The 18,294-nt window shown below is 72.9% G+C and carries 16 protein-coding genes; 10 read left to right on the forward strand and 6 right to left on the reverse strand.

Going from position 1 to position 18,294, the window contains the following annotated elements; genetic code table 11:
- The first annotated feature begins 377 nt into the window (after positions 1-377).
- The 6 genes from RM446_RS04735 (at position 378) to RM446_RS04760 (ending at position 6,638) form a co-directional block, all read left to right on the forward strand.
- Positions 378-1,487, forward strand: a complete 1,110-nt coding sequence (locus RM446_RS04735; RefSeq protein WP_311543855.1) for a Gfo/Idh/MocA family oxidoreductase — start codon at positions 378-380, stop codon at positions 1,485-1,487.
- On the forward strand, positions 1,471-2,430 hold the full coding sequence (locus RM446_RS04740; protein WP_311543856.1) for a sugar phosphate isomerase/epimerase family protein: 960 nt from the start codon (positions 1,471-1,473) through the stop codon (positions 2,428-2,430). Before RM446_RS04735 ends, RM446_RS04740 begins: the two co-directional genes overlap by 17 nt.
- A complete protein-coding gene (locus RM446_RS04745) occupies positions 2,427-3,779 on the forward strand; it encodes a M20/M25/M40 family metallo-hydrolase (protein ID WP_311543857.1) in 1,353 nt (450 codons plus the stop codon). The genes RM446_RS04740 and RM446_RS04745 overlap by 4 nt, the downstream gene beginning before the upstream one ends.
- 215 nt (positions 3,780-3,994) lie before the next feature.
- On the forward strand, positions 3,995-5,209 hold the full coding sequence (locus RM446_RS04750) for an Ldh family oxidoreductase (protein ID WP_311543858.1): 1,215 nt from the start codon (positions 3,995-3,997) through the stop codon (positions 5,207-5,209).
- On the forward strand, positions 5,209-6,189 hold the full coding sequence (locus RM446_RS04755) for a Gfo/Idh/MocA family protein (RefSeq protein ID WP_311543859.1): 981 nt from the start codon (positions 5,209-5,211) through the stop codon (positions 6,187-6,189). The genes RM446_RS04750 and RM446_RS04755 overlap by 1 nt, the downstream gene beginning before the upstream one ends.
- Positions 6,189-6,638 carry a DUF6917 domain-containing protein gene (locus RM446_RS04760; protein ID WP_311543860.1) on the forward strand — a complete coding sequence of 150 codons (450 nt, stop codon included), beginning with the start codon at positions 6,189-6,191 and terminating at the stop codon, positions 6,636-6,638. The genes RM446_RS04755 and RM446_RS04760 overlap by 1 nt, the downstream gene beginning before the upstream one ends.
- Before the next feature lie 180 nt (positions 6,639-6,818).
- Here the strand turns inward: RM446_RS04760 and RM446_RS04765 are convergent, their stop codons facing one another.
- The 3 genes from RM446_RS04765 to RM446_RS04775 all read right to left on the reverse strand — a co-directional run bounded on the left by RM446_RS04765 (position 6,819) and on the right by RM446_RS04775 (position 9,037).
- Positions 6,819-7,346 carry an EF-hand domain-containing protein gene (locus RM446_RS04765; RefSeq protein ID WP_311543861.1) on the reverse strand — a complete coding sequence of 176 codons (528 nt, stop codon included), beginning with the start codon at positions 7,344-7,346 and terminating at the stop codon, positions 6,819-6,821.
- Positions 7,347-7,871: 525 nt separating this feature from the next.
- Positions 7,872-8,582, reverse strand: coding sequence for an acetate uptake transporter family protein (locus tag RM446_RS04770; protein ID WP_311543862.1), 711 nt, complete (start codon positions 8,580-8,582; stop codon positions 7,872-7,874).
- Positions 8,583-8,737: 155 nt separating this feature from the next.
- Complete coding sequence (locus tag RM446_RS04775; protein ID WP_311543863.1) at positions 8,738-9,037, reverse strand: hypothetical protein; 300 nt, start codon at positions 9,035-9,037, stop codon at positions 8,738-8,740.
- 495 nt (positions 9,038-9,532) lie between these two features.
- Between RM446_RS04775 and RM446_RS04780 the strand changes: the two genes are divergently transcribed.
- Both RM446_RS04780 and RM446_RS04785 read left to right on the forward strand, forming a co-directional pair.
- Complete coding sequence (locus tag RM446_RS04780; protein WP_311543864.1) at positions 9,533-9,754, forward strand: hypothetical protein; 222 nt, start codon at positions 9,533-9,535, stop codon at positions 9,752-9,754.
- A gap of 448 nt (positions 9,755-10,202) precedes the next feature.
- Complete coding sequence (locus RM446_RS04785) at positions 10,203-11,744, forward strand: hypothetical protein (RefSeq protein ID WP_311543865.1); 1,542 nt, start codon at positions 10,203-10,205, stop codon at positions 11,742-11,744.
- A 288-nt stretch (positions 11,745-12,032) separates the two neighbouring features.
- On the opposite strand, the gene RM446_RS04790 is transcribed toward RM446_RS04785, so the two are convergent.
- Positions 12,033-13,004 (reverse strand): hypothetical protein, encoded by a 972-nt coding sequence (locus RM446_RS04790; RefSeq protein ID WP_311543866.1) that lies wholly within the window; start codon positions 13,002-13,004, stop codon positions 12,033-12,035.
- 174 nt (positions 13,005-13,178) lie between these two features.
- Positions 13,179-14,090 (reverse strand): alpha/beta fold hydrolase, encoded by a 912-nt coding sequence (locus tag RM446_RS04795; protein ID WP_311543867.1) that lies wholly within the window; start codon positions 14,088-14,090, stop codon positions 13,179-13,181.
- A gap of 161 nt (positions 14,091-14,251) precedes the next feature.
- Between RM446_RS04795 and RM446_RS04800 the strand changes: the two genes are divergently transcribed.
- A complete protein-coding gene (locus RM446_RS04800; RefSeq protein ID WP_311543868.1) occupies positions 14,252-15,229 on the forward strand; it encodes an aldo/keto reductase in 978 nt (325 codons plus the stop codon).
- A 276-nt stretch (positions 15,230-15,505) separates the two neighbouring features.
- Here RM446_RS04800 and RM446_RS04805 read toward each other — a convergent pair whose 3' ends face one another.
- Positions 15,506-16,741 carry an ROK family protein gene (locus tag RM446_RS04805; protein WP_311543869.1) on the reverse strand — a complete coding sequence of 412 codons (1,236 nt, stop codon included), beginning with the start codon at positions 16,739-16,741 and terminating at the stop codon, positions 15,506-15,508.
- Positions 16,742-17,251: 510 nt separating this feature from the next.
- Between RM446_RS04805 and RM446_RS04810 the strand changes: the two genes are divergently transcribed.
- A complete protein-coding gene (locus RM446_RS04810; RefSeq protein ID WP_311543870.1) occupies positions 17,252-18,097 on the forward strand; it encodes an alpha/beta hydrolase in 846 nt (281 codons plus the stop codon).
- The last annotated feature ends 197 nt before the right edge of the window (positions 18,098-18,294 follow it).

Consider the following 18,294-nt stretch of genomic DNA (forward strand, 5'->3'; position numbering starts at 1 on the left):
ACGGGCGCCGAGGCACCGTGAAGGCGGTGTTCAGGTAAAGGCTTAATCCGACTCAATCCGGCATACGACTGACAGAAACCGCACTTCACCGCGCTTCCCTTCATATCCCAGATGCAATTGCATAGAATCAAGCACGCCCGGCGCACTCGGCGCCGACAAACGCGTATTGCGGTTGACAACCGCGGGACTTCGGCCCGAATCTGGATCCGTTCACGAAACCGTCGTTGCGAATCGTTGCGAACCACCCTGAAAACACCCGGCAGCCGCTCCTGCGGCAATTGATCGGTCCGTATTCCCCGGAACTCCGGAAGCGGACGTGTCCGTCCGCCCGCGCCCGAATGAGAATTCGCAGATCACGAAGGGGTGATGTGCCCGCCATGCTGCAGACACTCGTCGTGGGGCTGGGCCGCGCGGGTCGCGGCCTGCACCTCCCGGCGCTGGCGCGGGCCGGGTCCCTGGCCGGCCGGCGCCCCGTCTTCGCCCCCCGGCCGGTCCTCTGCTTCGACCCGCTCGGCCGCCCCGACCCCCCGCCCCCGGGCACGCGGCCGGTCGCGTCCCTGCGCGCGGCCGCCGAGGCCGCCGAACCGGCGAACACCGTCGTCCACCTGTGCACGCCGCCCGGCGTGCGGATCCGGCTCCTGGAGGAGCTCGCCCGACTCGGATTCCGCCGCGTCCTCATCGAGAAGCCGCTGGCCGCCGACGAGCCCGAACTGGAGGCCGTGGTGGCGCTGCGCCGCCGCTTCGACATGCACCTGGTCGTGGTCGCCCAGTGGCTGACCAGCGCCCTCACCCACCGCCTGCGGGCCGCCGTCCGCGAGGGCCGCCTGCACGGGCTGAGTCCCCACGGCGACGGCCCTCCGATTCCGCCGCCCGAGCTCGGCGCCCTGCGCAGCGTGTCCGTCGTGCAGCGCAAGCCGCGGTTCGTCCGGTCGCTGACGAGCCGGTCCCACCCGACCGTCTTCGACGTCGAACTCCCCCACTCGGTGGGGGTCGCGCTCGACCTGGCCGGCGGCGCCCGCGTCGAGTCGGCCTCCTGGAGCGACATGGCGCTGGGCAACGTCGAGATCCCCCGCCTCGGCCAGGCGGGACTGGTGCTGCGCCACGATTCCGGCGCGAGGACCGAGATCTTCTCCGACCTGACCGCGCCCACCCGCGAGCGCCGCATCACCTTGGAGTTCGAGCGCGGCACACTGGTGGGCCACTACCCGTGCAGCGAGGACGACGACACCTCCCAGCTGCGGGCCTCCACCGAGGACGGCTCGCTGCGCCTGGTCTTCCACGACGACGCGCTGTCCGACTTCGTGCTCAACGCCTACGAGCACTTCGCCGGACTGCGCAGACCCCCTGTCGGCGACGCCTTCGGCCTTCAGGTCAGCGCGGTGCGCCTGCTCTCGGCCGCGAAGGCGATGTGCGCCGACCAGACGGCCCCGCGGGCGGGCGCGCCCGCGGGCGGCGAGGAGAGGATCCGCCATGCCGACCCCGCCTGACCGCCGGCCCGGCCCCGGCCCCGCCGCTGCGCAGGCGGCCGCCGGCTTGCCCGGGCCCGCGCCCGGCATCGCGTTCGCCGGCATCGGCGACGAGGCCGGCAGCGGTCTGCACGACCAACTGTCCGCGCTCGACCGCCTCGGCTGGCGCTGCCTGGAGCTGCGCACCGTGGCCGGACAGGCCGTCGCCGACCTCGACGACCGCGCCTTCGCTGGACTCGCCGCCGAGCTGGACGCGCGCGGCGTCGCCGTCTGCTGCCTCGACTCGCGCATCGGCAACTGGGCGCGGCCTGTCACCGCCGACTTCGACGCCGACCTGCGCGAGCTGGAGGTCCTCGCCGCGCGCTGCGCCGCCCTGGGCACCAACGCGATCCGCATCATGACCTACCCCAACGACGGCCTCGCCGAGCCGGAGTGGCGCCGCCGCGCGGTGGAGCGGGTGCGCCGCCTGTGCGCCGTCGCGGAGAGCCGCGGTGTCGTGCTGCTGGCCGAGAACTGCGCCGGGTGGGCCGCGGAGCGCGCCGAGCGGATGCTCGACCTGCTCGACGCCGCCGGCCCCGCGCTGGGCCTGCTGTTCGACACCGGCAACGGCGTCGCGCACGGCTACGGCCCCCCCGCCCTGCTCTCCGACATCGCCGACCGCGTGGCGCACGTGCACGTCAAGGACGCCCTGCCCGCAACCGGAGGCGGCGAGCCCGCCTACACCGCGCCCGGCGAGGGCCGGGCGGGCGTGGCCGCGTGCCTGCGCATGCTCGTCGAGCGCGGCTACCGGGGCGTCTGGTCCATCGAGCCGCACCTCTCGCTCCACCCGCACCGCGGCAGTGCGGCCGGGACGGGTGACGCCGACGGCTTCGTCGCCGCGGGCGAGGCGCTGCGCCGCCTCGCCGCGGAGGCCGTGGCCGCGGCGGCGGGCACACAGGCGACCGGCGCGGGGGCGCCGGGATGAGCCCGGCGCCCCTGTCGGAGAGCGACCGCCGACTGCTGCTGCGCCTGCTGGAGCTGCCCACCGCCGGGATGCTGGAGACCGGCCCGGGCGCCGCACCGCCGCGGCTGCGCGAGGCCCAGGACGCCTACGGGCGCGCCGCCGCCGGCCTGGGCTTCGCCGCGGTCCACCACGCGGCACCGGAGGCGGCCCGGCTGGACCGCGCCGATGTGCCCCTGGCCGTGCGCGAGGCGGCAGCCGAGAACCCCGGGTTCCTGGCCGCCGAGCCCAGCCTGGTGCTGCGGCTGGGCCCGCCGCGCCCGCGAGCGGCCACCGCCATGTTCAACGTCCACCTCGACACCGTGTCGGGCTGGGAGCCGCCGCGCTTCGACGGCGAGAGCTTCCACGGCCGCGGGGCCGCCGACGCCAAAGGCCCGGCCGTGGCGCTGCTCGCGGGCGTCCGCGCGGCGCTGCGCGCCGAGCCGACCATCGGCACCGCCTCCGGGATCGGCGTACTGATCCAGGCGGTCGCCGGCGAGGAGGGCGGCGCCCTGGGCACGTTCGGCACCCGCCCGCTGGTCGAGCAGGGCCACGTCGGGCGGCTGAACCTGTTCTGCGAACCGACCGGTCTGCGCTACCTGCCGCGCTCCACCGCCGCCATGACCGCCCGCGTGCGGGCGGCCGGGCGCGACTCCGTCGACGACCGCCCCGGCGGCGGCCACAACGCCACGGTGCTGCTGGGCTTCCTCGCCCAGCACGTGGCGGAGTCCCTGTCGGCGCGGGCGGGCGCCGCCGAACCGGTGTGCGTGGCGGGGCTGTGCACCGGCACGCGGCACAACCGGGTCTACGGCAGCGGCGACCTGCTGCTCAACCTGCCCTACGCCGACACCGAGGCCGGACGGCGGCTGGGCGTGGCCGTCGAGTCGGCTGTGGACGGCGGGCTCGACGCGTTCGCGGCGCGCTTCGCCGAGGCGCCCGGGTTCGCACTCACCGCAGCCGAGGCACGGAAAATCACCCGCCTGGAGTGGCTCAAGCGCGGCCTGCCCACCCTCGACTGCCGCGACCCCTGGATGCACCGCCTGCTTGGCGAGAGCGCGGGCCTGGCGCCCTGGCCCTCCGATGAGCAGGCGTTCACCTGCGACGCGGTGTGGATGGACGGTGTCCCCGACACCGCCGCTGCGGTGCTCGGCCCCGGCGACCTGGCCGCCAACAACGCCCACGCCGACGGCGAGTTCGCCCGCCTCGCCGAGCTTGAGGGCTTCGCCGAGGCGGTCGCGCGCGTCCTCACGGCCTTCGCCCGCGAGTGCCGACCCGATATGCAGAACCGCGCCCCGCAGGCCGCGCATCCCCGGACAGGAGACCGCACCGCATGACCGGCCGCGGCCCGGAGCGACCTCGGCACCACGGGTGCTCCGCGGCTCCGACCCCGGGGAACGCCGCGACCGGTCCCCCACACGGCCGCGACCCGGCGGGCCCTCCCCGAAGCGCGGTCCCACGCGTAGGCGGGATCCCGCCGAATCCGGCCCCGGACCTCCCGCCGGGCCGCACCCCCCCGTACTCGACCATGAAGAGGAAGGCGACACCCACCGTGGTAGCCCCAGAGACGCAGCAGCCCTCCGCCGCGGTGAAGGGGGGAGCCGGTGCACCGGCTCCCCCCGCCCCCGTCCCGGAACCGGGCGCCCCGCCCGAACCGCGCGGCGAGGGTCGGCGCGTCTTCCCAGCCGATCTGCTCGCCTTCGCCGAGCGGATGTTCGCCGCGCACGGACTGCCGCCCGAGCGCGCCGGCGCCGCCGCCGAGGCTTTGTGCTACGGCGACCTGTGCGGCCACCCCTCCCACGGCCTGGCCAACCTCACGCGCATCTACCTGCCCGCACTCGCCGACGGCCGCGTCGACCCCCGGGCGCGGCCGCGGACCGTCGCCGACAACGGCGCGTCCCTGCTGGTCGACGCCTGCCGGGCGCCAGGACTGTGGCAGGCGGGCGCGGCGATGGACACAGCCGTGCAGCGGGCGCGGGAGTACGGGGTCGGGCTCGTGTCGGTCCGCGGCGCCACCCACTTCGGGTGCGCCGGCCGCCACGCGGCGCGCGCCGTCGAGCACGGCATGATCGGAGTCGTCGCCGCCAACTGCGGCCGCCAGCGCATCGCACCGCCGCCCGGCGGACTGGCGCCGATGCTGGGCACCAACCCGCTCAGCGTCGCCGCGCCCGCGCTCCCCGACCGCCCGTTCGTGCTCGACATGAGCACGACCGCGGCTCCGACGGGCCGCGTGCGCGAGGCGGCGCGCGCGGGGAGCAGCGTTCCCGCAGGCTGGCTGGCGGACTCGGCCGGCGTGCCCGTCACCGACCCCGCGGCATTCGATCGCGGCGACGCGCACCTGCTCTGGCTGGGCGCCGGAGCCTCGGCTCGCTCCGGCGGCGCCTACAAGGGGTTCGGGCTGGCACTGGCCGTGGAGGTCCTGGCGGCGCTGCTGCCCGGCGCCGGCCTGGGGCCGGTGGGGGCGGACGAGGTCGACGACCGCAGGGACGACGACATCGGCTTCCTCGCTGCGGCCATCGCCCCGGACCGCCTGCGCGAAGGGTTCGGGGTCGGCGCCGGGGAACTGTTCTCCGCGGTGCTGGAAGGGCCGCCGGCCGACTCCGGTGCGCCGGTGCGCTACCCGGGGTGGCACGAGGCCGAGGCGGCGGCGCGCCACCGCCGCGACGGTGTCCGGCTGCCGTCCGCGCTCCTGCGCGAACTCGCCGAGGCCGCCGATGCCGCGGGGGTCGCGAGGGTCGCGGCGCCGCCCGCCAACGGGGGACGCTGATGCCCGAAACCCCGCTGCGCGTCGGTGTCATCGGGCTGGGGGCGATCTCCCGCTTCTACCTGGCCGCGCTGGAGAGCACGCCGTCGCTGCGGCTGGCGGCGGTGTGCGACCGCCACCCCGAGGCGCTCTCCCCGCTGCGCGACCGCGTGCCCTGCTACCTGGACCACCGGGAGATGCTCGCCGGCGGCGGGCTGGACGCGGCGGTGGTCAGTGCGCCCAACCACATGCACGCTCCGCTGTGCCGCGACGTCCTGGCCGCCGGTCTGCCGGTCTGCGTGGAGAAGCCGCTGGCCATCCTTCCCGCCGACGGCGACGCGCTGCGAGCCGAGGCCCGGCTGCGCGGAGTCACCCTGTTCACCGCCTTCCACCGGCGCTACAACCTCGCCGTGCGCGCCCTCGCCGACCGGCTGCCGCAGGGGGTGCCGGTGGCCGAGGTGCGGGTGCGATACCTGGAGCGCATCGAGGACCACATCGGCCGCGACGCCTGGTACCTGGACCCGGCCCGCAGCGGCGGAGGATGTGTGGCCGACAACGGCCCCAACGCCTTCGACCTGGCACGGATGCTGCTCGGCGAGCTTTCCGTGGCTGAGGCGCACATCGCCCGCGACCGCGAGGCGGTCGACCGGCGGGCCGCGATCGGGCTGCGCTCCGAAGGCGGCGCCACGGCTTCGGTGGAGCTCGACTGGTCCTATCCCGGCGAGCTCAAGGACGTCCGGGTACGGCTGGCCGACGGAAGCACCGACTCCGCCGACATGCTCGGCGGCTTCCCCGGCTTCAAGAGCTCGCTGTGGCACGAGTACCGGGGTGTGCTCGGCGACTTCGCGAGCCGTCTGCGCGCCCCCCGCCCGCGGGACGACGACGGCGGACCGGCGGCGCTCGCCCTGGTGGACGCCGCCTACAGATCGGAGTGCCGAGCGCGGCCCGGAGGGGAGCCGGTGGCCGGAGGGAACGCGCACGACACGGAAGGGGGAGGCCGGTGATGGGAGAGGACGGGCCCAAGCGGGCGGTCACGGGCACGGTGGTCAAGGTGCTGATCCATCGGCGCGAGGAGCGCGGCATGGAGCTGCTGCCGTTCGCGAGCCGGTGCGTGCGGGCCGGCGAGGTGCACGAGCTGGTCGCCACCGACCACGCGGAGACCGCGGACGGCTCGCGGATCGACCGCGTGGCGTTCCTCGGGTTCGCCGAGATCGGGTGCGCGGGCGTCGTCGACCGCGGGGACGAGCTGCGGGTTGACGGGCGTGTGGTCGGCACCGTGCTGGGGTTCGACGGCTGCCACTTCCCCAACCACTACAACATCCTCGTGCACACCCGCGCGCCGCTGACGGGCGGCGAACTGGACCTTCACCCCGAGGACCGGGTGGAGTTCGCGCCCGCTTCCCGGCCCGGAGCGCGGACCGCCGCGGCGGCGGGAGCGGCCCGCGAGGGCTGAGTCGGGCGTGCTGGAGCGGCACCGGAACCCGTTCCGGTGCCGCTTCGGCGGGACCGGGCGGATCCGGTCGGACAACGCTTTGCCGCCGGGCGTGCCCGAGGGGATGGGGCACGCCCGGCGGCAGGAACCGGGGCCGCCCGCACCCCCTGCGCTGCGGGCGGCCCCGGCACGGCCGCCTGCTTACCGGCCGAGGAGCGGGACGTCGGTGCGCCCCAGGTGGTAGTCCCGCACGGCGGCCATGAGCTCGTCGACGGTCACGTAGCCGTTGCCGTTGGTGTCGATGCTGCGGAAGACGGCCTGGGGGTCGCCGGCCACGCCGATCCCGTCGAGCCAGCGTGAGAACTCGTCGGGGCTGACCCGGCCGTCGCCGTCCTTGTCGAGGAGGTCCACGATCGCCCTGACGGTCGGACGCAGCACGCGGCTGAAGCCCTCGTCGCCCTGGCTGATGATCTCGGCCTCGGCGACCTCCGCGAACTCGTCGGCGTTGAGCGAGCTCTTGCCGGCCTTGCTCGAGAGGTAGTCCCACATCTGGGTGTAGGCGTCGAACACCGCGCGGCCGCGGGGAGATGTGTCGTCCTCGCCGAGCTTGCGCATGATCTCGCGCGCCTCGGCCTCGAAGTCGGAGCGGTCGATGGTGCCGTCGCCATTGTTGTCCCAGTGCGCGAACCGCTCGTTCAGCCGCTCGCGCTCTTTCACGCCGTTCGCCATAATCGACCCTTCGTATAAATGAACGATGGACACGCGTTGGTGCCGTGCAACCGGCAGGCGAAGCTTCGCAAGAAATACGGTACCACCGCGCGCGCCGCCGCATAGAGAGAATTCGGCATTGGATCGCGGCCAATTGGACGCATGCCCCGGCCTCCCTGCATACGCCATCCGAAAAGTTCGGTACAAATCATCGGAAAATCTCCGGGCAGGCGCCGCATTCGCCCGGATATGACTCTGTTGGAAGTCGAGCCGGAAACCCACCGCATGTCCGAATCAATCCAGTCACGGAAACTGTTTCACCGTTCAGGAGGCCCGAAATCCGGATAGAGGACTCCCGCATCCTGTTTCACCGTGATCGGGTACCCGAGGATCCCCCTGAACGCTCGGAATGCGTCGCGACCGCCCGCAAACCGCCGCTCTGGCCCCGCCGCGAAACACGGACGGGCGAAAACCGGTCCATCGAAAGCCGGCAGCAGCGCGTCGGGGCCGAATCTGCGGGGGCCGGCCCTGCCGGGGCAGGCGAGATCAGAGCTGCTCGCGCACGCCGGCTTCGCGCTCGATACTGCCCAGCTGGGCGCGGAGGTTTCCCCCCATCGATGCGCGGCTGTCACCCCGGCGGAACACGGGCAGGACCGTCCGCTTGCTGATGTCCTCGATGAGCAGCGCAAGCGCGCCGTACAGGGCGAGCACGCTCAGCGCCACCCCCGCTGTTCCGGAGACGGTCGCCCAGATCGGCGCCCCGGTCAGCTCGTATCCCGCGGTCAGCGCGAAGCGCGCCGAGGCTGCCAGCAGCACGGCAGCGGCCAGCAGCTTGCCCGTCGCCGCGCCCGCTGCGGGTACGAGCAGGCCGACCGAGGCGGCCAGCATCAGCACACCGAGCGTGGGAACGGCGATCACGCCCGGCGGGGAGGTCAGGGAGACCACCGCTGTGGACAGCCAGGTGCCGCCCAGGATGCCCATTCCGGTCCCGACCACGATGTCGCGGCCCAGGAAGCCGAAGACACAGCCGAGCAGCTGCAGCGGGAAGGCGAAGGCGATCAGCACCAGGGACACGTGGTCGCGCTCGCTGGCGGGCAACCAGCCCAGCTGGAGCGAGCTGAGCATCAGGGTGGCCACAGCCAGCGCCATGAAGCCCACCGGTGCGGGACTGGCGATGGGGCGCAGGCCGATCCGCACGGCCGGCCGGTCCGGATCGGTCCCTTCGTCCGACGGTCTCTCGGGGGCGGGTCCGGTCACGGTGGCTCCTCGGCGACTCGCTTCCGCGCCGGACGCCGCGTGTCGCCGACGCGGCCCGGCCGGCGGCCTGGTCACCGGGCCCGGGGACCGCGGGGCGGGGAACGCGCGCCGCCGCGGCTCGGGCGGCCGGGGCGGCGCGAACCAAGCCGCACTGCCTACCCCGGCACAGTAGCGCGCGGCCGCCGCGCCGATCGCGGCGGGCCTTCGCGCAGCGCCGTCCCGGGGGCCGGCAAGGGTCGCGGCCCATCGCCGGCGCCGACCCCCTCTTCGGGCGAGGCGGCCGGCGCCGCGGCGGCTCCGGCCGTGTAGAGCTGGGAGACGGGCGTTCCCATCCCCTCGTAGTCCCATTCGCCCGAGCGGCGGTGCAGCTCCCGGATCGCGGCGTGCACCAGCCGCACCTTCTGGCAGGTCGGCACGAGCTTCGAGTGCTCGGTGAAGGCGTCGGAATCGCCCATCCCCATGAAGATCCGCGTCGACTGGGAGAGCCGCCGGTGCGGCGGGGCCGATCACCTTCGCGTATCTGCTCCTGCCGCCGGCGCGATAAACCTCCGAAGCGATGCTGGAATACCAGGTCAGACCGCAGATTCGGCCACCGTCGCGCCTCGGTCACCCCGGACCGGAATCAGCGCGCCTCCCTGGGGGCCGCCCGAACCTCGTACGCGCCGTCGCGGCTCGGGCGGCCGAGGCGGCGTGCGCCAAGCCGCAGTATGCGCCCGCAGCGCGCGGCCACCGCTCCGATTGCGGCGGGCAGTCTCCGGGACCACGGAAGCCGATCACCACCGACCTGCGGGACTAACGCAGCTCACCCAGCGTGCGATCTTCCTTCCTGGCGAATTTCCCTGGGCCACCTGCGTCATTACCGTCACCGAAACAGACGCACTCGCCCTGGAAACGTTCCAATTCCCCATGTTAGCGTGAGTTCGCCCAACCCCCCACGAAACGGGAGAATCATGAAGCTCACCTTGCTCGCGAAGGACAAGCTGTCCGGCGCCAAAGGATGCCCGTCGGTTTACGTCGCTGATACAGGTGACCTGGTCGTTCAGGGTGTAGAGCTGACCGATTCAGAGATGTCTGCAATACAGAACCCGCTCGACGGAGAGGTGGCGGTCCGCATCGACCCGGAGATCGTCATCGAGGCGATCGAGCGCTTCAGACACAGCGAAACCGCCTAGACTCGGCCGAACTCCGTCGATCTTGTAGCTATCGCAAAGGAAAGCGATTTCCATTTGCGATAGCTACAAGATCGACGGTGCTGTGCTGGGTGCCGCCCTCGTGGCCGCCCGGTTGCCCGGGCATCTCGGCGCCTTTCCCGACAGCACAACGAAACTCACTCAGAACGGCCAATGACGCCGGATGGATCGAACCAGAAGAACGCCGCATAGCCGGGTGAATCGCAGTTCGACTGACACGGATACGCCAATGCCGGTAAAAGTCAAGGCAGGAACGTCCCCTTGGCGAAAGGCGTCGCGTGGTCCCCTCAACCACTGGCCCTCCTATCCGAGTCCCGCGGCCGTTTAGAAAGCGCGGCTGCGCGCGGTCGACGCTGCGACCGAGCGCACCGTCGACCGCGGCGGCTGGCCCGCACTCCTTCGCCCGCGAGTCGACGGCGAATGCACACTCGTGGTCCTGCCTCTCCGCGAGGGGGCGCGCAAGGTGACTCTGGAGACTCTCACCCCGGAGGAGTCGCTCGCCCTGCTGCGCGAGCATCTCGGCACCGCGCGGGTAGACGCCGAACCCGAGGCGGCCCGCGCGCTGGTGGGCCACTGTGCGCGCCTCCCCTTGGCGCTGCGCGTCCTCGCCGAGCGGCTGAACGAGCTACCGGACCTCCCCCTGGCCACGATCGCGGCCGAACTCTCCGCGGAAGACGAGCGGCTCGACGGGCTCGGCTTCACCGGCGACGAGCTGAGCGACGTCCGCGCCGTGTTCTCGGCCTCCTACGGCGCGCTCGCGGAGGAGACCGCGGCGCTGTTCCGCGCGTTGGGCGTGCACCCCGGCGACGACTTCACTCCCGCCGCCTGCGCCGCCGCCGCGGGCCTGCGTCCGGGGCGGACACGGCGCCTGCTGGAGCAGTTGGCCGCGGCGAACCTGGTGCAGCGGCTCAAGCACGACCGCTACCGCATGCACGACCTGCTGCGGGTCTACGCCGCGGAGCGCTTCCGCGCCGAGGAGCCCGGCGGGCAGGAGGCCGCGGTGATCGGACGGCTCGGCGCGTGGTACCTGACCTGCGCACGCAACGCCGTGCGGGCGGTGCTGCCGAACTTCCGCTTCGTTCCGCTGGAGCGCTACGAGCGGGCGGACGCACAAGGGTTCGACTCGCCGGCGGACGCCGTCGCCTGGTTCGAGGCCGAGCGGGAGAACATCGTGCAGACGCTGCGCGCCGCGCTCGACTCCCGGCTCGACGACCTCGCGTGGCGGCTGCCCGCGACGGCCTACCCGCTGTTCGAGTACGGGTGGTACTGGTCGGACTGGCGCGGGATCCACCTCATCGGACTCGAAGCCGCTCGGGCTGCGAGCGACCGGTACGGCGAGGCCCGCAACCTGGTCGGGCTCGCCGACGCCGAGTGGTCGCGCGACGAGATCGACACCGCGCTGGGCCACTACGAGGCGGCACTGGCCGGTGCGCGGGAGTCGGGCGACGGCTGGACTGAGGGCTTCGCGCTGCGCCAGCTGGGCGAACTGCGCTGGGAGCGCGACCGCGACCCGGGCGCGGAGGAGCTGCTGTGGGAGGCGACGCACGCCTTCCACGGCGCCGGCGAGCGCCGCGGCCGCGGTATGGCGCTGCTCAGCCTGGCCGCCTATGAGCGCGACCAGGGACGCACCGCCTCGGCCGAGGAGCATGCGCGCGCCGCCGTCGCGCTGTTCACCGAGATCGCCGACACCTGGACCACGGCTTGGGCCGGCTGCAAGCTGGCCGCGATCCTCGCCGCCGCCGAGCGCTTCGCCGAGGCCGTCGCGGAGTACGCGACGGCGACGGCGGTCTTCGAGGAGGCCCGCAGCCTGGAGGGCGTCTCCGCCGCCCGCCTTGGCGCGGGCCGGGCGCTGGCCGCGGCGGGCAGGACGGAGGAGGCGCGCGCCCAGCTCACCGCGGCCTTGGACATCCTGGAGTCCATGGAGGATCCCAGAGCGGCGGAGGTGGAAGCCGAGATCGCGGACCTGGGCTGAGGTGGACCGCGCACGCTGCAACCGGATCCCGCCGTGCTGCGCCGGAGGCCGTCTCCATCCGCCTGCGTTCGATAGCCTTTCCACGCAGAGCACAGGAAGGGAGCCCCGTGTCCCCGGTGACCCGGCCCTTCGCGGAGGTGCCGGGAAACGAGTACGCCATGCTCACGTTGGCACGGCTTGCCGGCATCGACGTTCCCGAAGCCCGACTGGTTTCCCAGGTCAGATCCACCATCTCTGCTGTTTGGGAGTGGATCAACAGAAGGAGGCGTTCTCAGTGGGGCTCCACCGTCAGCGGCGGTCGGTGCCGGCCACTGCGGCGAGGACGTAGGCGGGCTTGTAGATGTCCTCCCACGTGAACCGGACGATGCGCGTACCCGGGTAGTGGGCCTGCAGAGCGTTCTGGCGCTTGCGGTCGTAGGCCAGCGTCCGCGCCTGGCCGTGGGGCCCCAGTCCGTCGCACTCGCCGATGACCTGCAGCTCCTCCCACCACAGGTCCGCGACGGCGAAGACCCGGCCGCGGGCGTCGGTGAACGGGTGCTGCAAGGCACTGGGCGGCAGCCCTCCGTCGGCACAGACGAGCCGGATCCGGGTTTCCAGCGGGCTCTGCGCCCGGTCGTCGGCCGACCGCCACCACTCGCCCACCCGGCGGCACCCTCTGCGTCCGCGGTTGGCCGCGTGGAGGCTCGGCAGGTCGGTGCGGCGGACGAGCCCGCGGTTGAGCGCGGAGTCGATCAGGCTGACGCCGGTGTCGCGGTCGACATGCAGGAGAACGTCGCGCAGCGTGCGGCCCGGCGTGGTCAGGCGGATGCCGGAGCCGACGGTTGTGATCTCCTCGTCTGCGGTGTCCCACGAGTGCAGGGTTATGCCGCGTACGTGCCGCTGGGCACCCAGGGCGGGAATGACCATGTGCATCTCGCGCCCGTCCCACGGCGGAAACCCCTGCATCCCCCACAGGCGGGCGGCGGTGGCGCCTCCGGCGAACCCGGCGGGGCCGAGCGCCAGCTGAGCGGCCATCACCCGCTGCAGCAACCGCTGGTCCTCCTCGGCGCCCTCAACCGCACTCCGGACGGCGTACACCCGCGGGTACACCTTCACCCAGTGCCCGCTGCGGAGGAGCCGCCGGACGAGTCCGTCGTCGATACCGCAGTCCAATGCCTGGTGCCAGGTGATGGATCCGTACTGCCGGGCGGCCAGCGCCGCAGCGCGGTGGGCGGGAGGGGGCAGCGCGGCGGGGAGGTTCGGTGCGGGAGGAACGCTCATACCTCCGAGGCTGCCGGGGCACCCGGCGGACCTCCACCCGGATCTCCGTCTTGTGGATACCGCCCTCGCCGCCCGCCCTCGCCGCACCCACCCCCGTCCTGTTGCCCCCGCCCCACCCGTTGATCTTGTAGCTATCGTGAGGGGAAATCGTTTTAATTCACGATAGCTACAAGATCAACGGGGTGTAGGGGCGGTGAGGAAGTCGGTGAGGGCCTCGGTGACCTGGCGGGGGGTTTCCTCTTGAACGAGGTGCCCGCAGGGCAGGGCGTGGCCGTCCACCGATCCGGCCGACACCTCGCGCCAGGTGCCGAGCACGTCGTAGGTCCGGCCGACGGTGCCCTCTGTGCCCCACAGCGCCAGCAGCGGTTGCGTGAGGTGCCGGCCCGCGGCCGCGTCCTCGGCGTCGTGGGCGAGGTCGATGCCCGCCGCGGCCCGATAGTCCTCGCAGACCGCGTGCACCGTGCGGGGGTCGCGGTAGCAGCGCAGGTACTCCTGGACCAGTTCCTCCTCGGGCACACCCCCGGTGCCGCTCTGCCCGCGAAGGTGGGCGCGGAGGTAGGTCTCCGTGGCCCCGGCGATCATCTCCTCCGGCAGCGGCTCGGGCTGGATCAGGAAGAACCACCAGAAGTACCGGGTGGCGAACTCGCGGTCAGCGCGCGCGTACATGGTGGCGGTGGGGGCGATGTCGAGGACGGCGAGCCGCTCGACCGCGTCGGGCCGGTCCAGCGCCATGCGGTGCGCGACCCGCCCTCCCCGGTCGTGCCCGACCACCGCGAAGCGCTCGTGGCCGAGCTCGCGCATCACGGCCACCTGGTCGGCGGCCATCGCCCGCTTGCTGTAGGGGGCGTGGTCGCCGCCGCTGCCGGGCTTGGCCGAGTCGCCGTAGCCGCGCAGGTCGGTGGCGACGACGGTGAAGCGCTCCGCCAGCGCGGGCGCGACCGCGCGCCAGGTGGCGTGGGTCTGCGGGTGGCCGTGCAGCAGCAGGAGCGGCGGCCCGCTCCCCCCGGTCGCCGCGCGGATGCGGACCCCTTCCCCGATGTCGAGATCGGCCGCGTCGAATCCGGGGATGAGCGTCGTCGGGGCCACTTCTCCTCCAGTCGCGAAGGCGGATCCGACTCCTGCCGTACCCGCCGCGGGTCCGCGGCGACACTCTACGCCCGGCTGCACGAGCGCACCCCGGCCGCTGCTGCGGTCGGCGAGGGTGCGGGCCGCTGGGAGCGGTTCGGGGTCCGTTAGGGTCGGTTGCCATGGAAGAACGCAAGCTCGGGAAGACCGGTGGGAACGTCAGCGCCGTGGGGTTCGGCGCCTGGCAGATCGGAGCGGCGTGGGGCGACGTCAGTGAGCAGGATGCGCTCTCAGCGCTGCGGACCTCCGTGGAGTCGGGGGTCAGCTTCATCGACACCGCCGACGTCTACGGCGGCGGGCGCAGCGAGCGCCTGGTCGGGCAGGTTCTCAAGGAGTACCCGCACCTGACCGCGGCGACCAAGATGGGGCGGCGCGTGCCCCAGGAGCCGGAGAACTACAACCCGGACAACCTCCGCGCCTGGAACGACGACTCCCGCGCCAACCTGGGCGTGGACTCGATCGACCTGGTGCAGCTGCACTGCCCGCCCGACGAGGTCTACGCCTCCGATGCGGTCTTCGACGACCTGGACAGGATGGTCTCCGAGGGGCGCATCCGCGCCTACGGTGTCAGCGTGGAGACCTGCGCGCAGGCTCTCGCCGCGATCGGGCGGCCCGGGGTGGCGAGCGTGCAGATCATCCTCAACGCCTTCCGGCACAAGCCGCTGGAGGAGGTGCTGCCCGCCGCGCGCGAGGCCGGGGTCAGCATCATCGCGCGGGTGCCGCTGGCCAGCGGGCTGCTGTCGGGCCGGTACACGGCCCAGACGTCCTTCGGCGACGACGACCACCGCAACTTCAACCGCTCAGGCGACGCGTTCGACGTGGGCGAGACGTTCTCGGGCGTCGACTTCGCGACCGGGCTGGCGGCGGTGGAGCGCATCCGCGAAGCCGTGCCCGAGGGCATGACCATGGCGCAGTTCGCGCTGCGCTGGATCCTGGATCAGCCGGGCGTGAGCACGGTGATTCCCGGCGCCCGCAACGCCGAGCAGGCGCGCGGCAACGCAGCGGCGGCCTCCCTGGACCCGCTTCCGCCCGAGGTGCACAGCACGGTGCGCGATGTCTACGACGAACTGATCCGCCCCCAGGTGCACCACCGCTGGTGACGGCCGGCCGCACCGGACCGCGTCGGGCTATCACCGTTGATCTTGTAGCCATCGTCACTGGCAATCGTTTTCCATCACGATAGCTACAAGCTGTGTGGGGCCTCCCTCTGGTCGGCCGTACCGGAGGAACAAAACGAGGGTGAACCGGCCCGCTCCAGACCCACTTCAGAGAATGTCACGGAACGATAACGGGATTTCGTGGGCGTCTCGCAATGGAGTGCGTTTGCCCAGGTCAGAGGTGCTAGCTCCGCTGTTTTGGGAATAGATCAACGGGGGTTAGCCGCCGGCCGGACGGGCGGCGGCCTGCTCCGGCTCGGCGAGGTCGCCGGGGATGCGGGTGCCGGCCTGCAGCGGAACGAGCTCCGACTGCAGCACCATCGTGGCCGCGCCGATGGCCGGAGCGGTCGCGGCCGAGGTGGAGATCCGCACCGCGACCGGGTGGGTGGTGCGGGCGAAGAACGCGCGGTCCAGCTCCTCCTGGACGACCGGCAGGTACATCGATCCGGCCACGGCCAGGCTCTGCCCGGTGAGTACGACGCGGTCCAGGTCGAGCACGTTGGCCAGGGTGCGGGTGGCCGCCGCCAGGTAGCGCGCGGAGCGGTCGACGATGGCGCGGGCGCCGGGCTCGCCACGGCGCGCCGCGCGGGCCACGGCGGCGAAGTCGGCGGCCACCGAGGGGTGGCCGCGCCCGCCCTCGTCGACGAGCCCCGCCGCCCGCGCGACCCCGGGGTCCTCCCGGGCGCGGGCGACCACCGCTGCCGGTCCGGCCATCACCTCGGTGCACCCGCGGGCGCCGCACCAGCACTCGGGACCATCGGGATCCAGGCAGATATGCCCGATCTCGCCGGCGTTGCCGCTGCTGCCGTGATAGGGGATGCCGTTGATGAGGATGCCCGAGCCGATACCGGTGCAGACGTAGACGGCGGCGAAGGTCGAGGCGCCGCTGACCGCTCCGGACCAGTACTCCCCCAGCGCAGCGGCGGTGGCGTCGTTGCCGAGGACGAGCGGCAGCCCGGTCGCCCGCCGCACCTCCTCGTCGAGCGGGAAGTCCTCCCAGTGCCGCATGATGGGCGGCGCCAGCCGCATGCCGGCGGTCGGGGTGAGCGGTCCGGGCGAGACCAGGCCCACGCCCAGCACGAGCCGCTCGTCGACCCCCACCCCTTCGATGAGCGTGGCCACTTCGGCTGCCATGCGCTGCACGACGGCGGGCGGCTCCTCGGTCCCCGCTCCGGCCCGGGTCATCCGCGCCACGACCGAGCCCCCGAGGTCGGTGAGCACGTAGGCGATGCCGGAGTGGTCCAGGTGCACGCCCACGGCGTATCGCGAGGACTGGTTGAGCTGGAGCAGCACGCGCGGCTTTCCGCCGGTGGACTCCGCGCGGCCGGTCTCGACGACGAGGCCGTCCTCGATGAGCTTGCGCACGACGGTGGAGATCGTCGCGCCGGTGAAACCGGTGGCCTGAATCAGACCGACGCGGCTGATGGTGCCGGCGGCGCGGATCACGTCGAGCACGGCCGACCGGCTGCTCGCGTGGGGTATTACCCGAGCCGGCGCGCCCACCTGGAACCTCCGCTTCACATCCCCCGTCGCCACCCGGCGCACCAGCGGCGATGCCCGCGGGCGCCTCGCGGCACCCGGGCAGTCTACCGCCGCAGCCGTACCGGGCCGCGAGCCGACCGGCGTGGCCTCCGCCCCGGATCGACGGAGGACGGGGGCGCACTGAATTCCCGACGTACTTCAGCGGGCAGCGCCGACGCGCGACCGTCCCTCCCGCAAACCGCCGCCGTTCTCCGCTGTTCTTCCGCGGAATTCCGCGCGCCCGCAGCAGAACGGAGATCGGTGGAATCACCCGTGTCACCCACGAGGCGTTGACTCGTTTTCCAAAATGCCGAATTATACCGGATATTCGGCCTGCAGAGCCCGCGCAGGCCCAACGCGAAGCGATTCCGAGAGGGAACGCGACCCACCGGAACACAGAACGCGCCGGGAAATCCCCCAGCACCGCCTTTCAGGAGCAGTGGAATGAGATCACGAAACGCCGCCGACCGGGCCAACCGGATTTCCGCCGCGGTCGTCGCTCTGCTGGCGTCCACCGCCCTTCTCGCGGTCTCGGCCGGCCCCGCCTCGGCTGCCGGAACCGGACCCTACGACGCCGAGTACACGACCACGCTCCGGCTGTACGACCACACGGTCTACCGCCCCGCAGACCTGCCCGAGAACGAGCGGCTGCCGATCGTCGTCTGGGGCAACGGCGGTTGCCTGGCCGACGGAACGATGTTCGAGAACTTCCTGCTGGAGATCGCCTCCCGCGGCTTCCTGGTGATCGCCAACGGCCGCCCCGGGGGGTCCGGCGGCACCGACGCCGACATGCTCACCGAGGCGATCGACTGGGCCGTCGAGGAGGACGACCGGCTGTTCAGCCCTTACCGGGGACACCTCGACACCGACTCGGTCGCCGTGATGGGCCAGTCCTGCGGCGGCATCGAGGCCTACGAGGCCTCCGACGACGAGCGCGTGGACACCACCGTGCTGTGGAACAGCGGCATGCTCAGCGATCTGGACAACTGGCGGCTGCGCCGGCTGCACGCACCCATCGCCTACTTCACCGGCGGCCCCGACGACATCGCCCACGAGAACGCGCTGGACGACTGGGACCGGATCCCCTCGGGCCTCCCGGCGTTCCTGGGCAGCCTGGACGTGGGCCACACCGGCACGTTCGGCGAGCCGGACGGAGGCGAGTACGGCCGGGTCGGGGCCCTGTGGCTGAAGTGGCGGCTCAAGGGCGATGAACAGGCCGGGCAGGCGTTCACCGGCTCCGACTGCGGCCTGTGCTCCACCGAGTGGGAGATCGAGCAGCGGAACCTGTAGGCCCGCCGCACGGTTCCTCCGGGGCCGGCGAGCGCACGGACCGGTCCCGCCGCCGCCGGCGGAAGCGGGGCCGCGCCGCTCGCCGGCCTTTCCGCGCGGAATTTCTCCGGCGGATTTATCCGAATCGACCAGGCACGATTCGTGGGAGCCCTCCCACGGAAGCCCGGACATCCCTGGCGGCCGGGAGCTTTACCGGT

The sequence above is a fragment of the Streptomonospora wellingtoniae genome, from assembly GCF_031845375.1.
GTDB lineage: Bacteria > Actinomycetota > Actinomycetes > Streptosporangiales > Streptosporangiaceae > Streptomonospora > Streptomonospora wellingtoniae.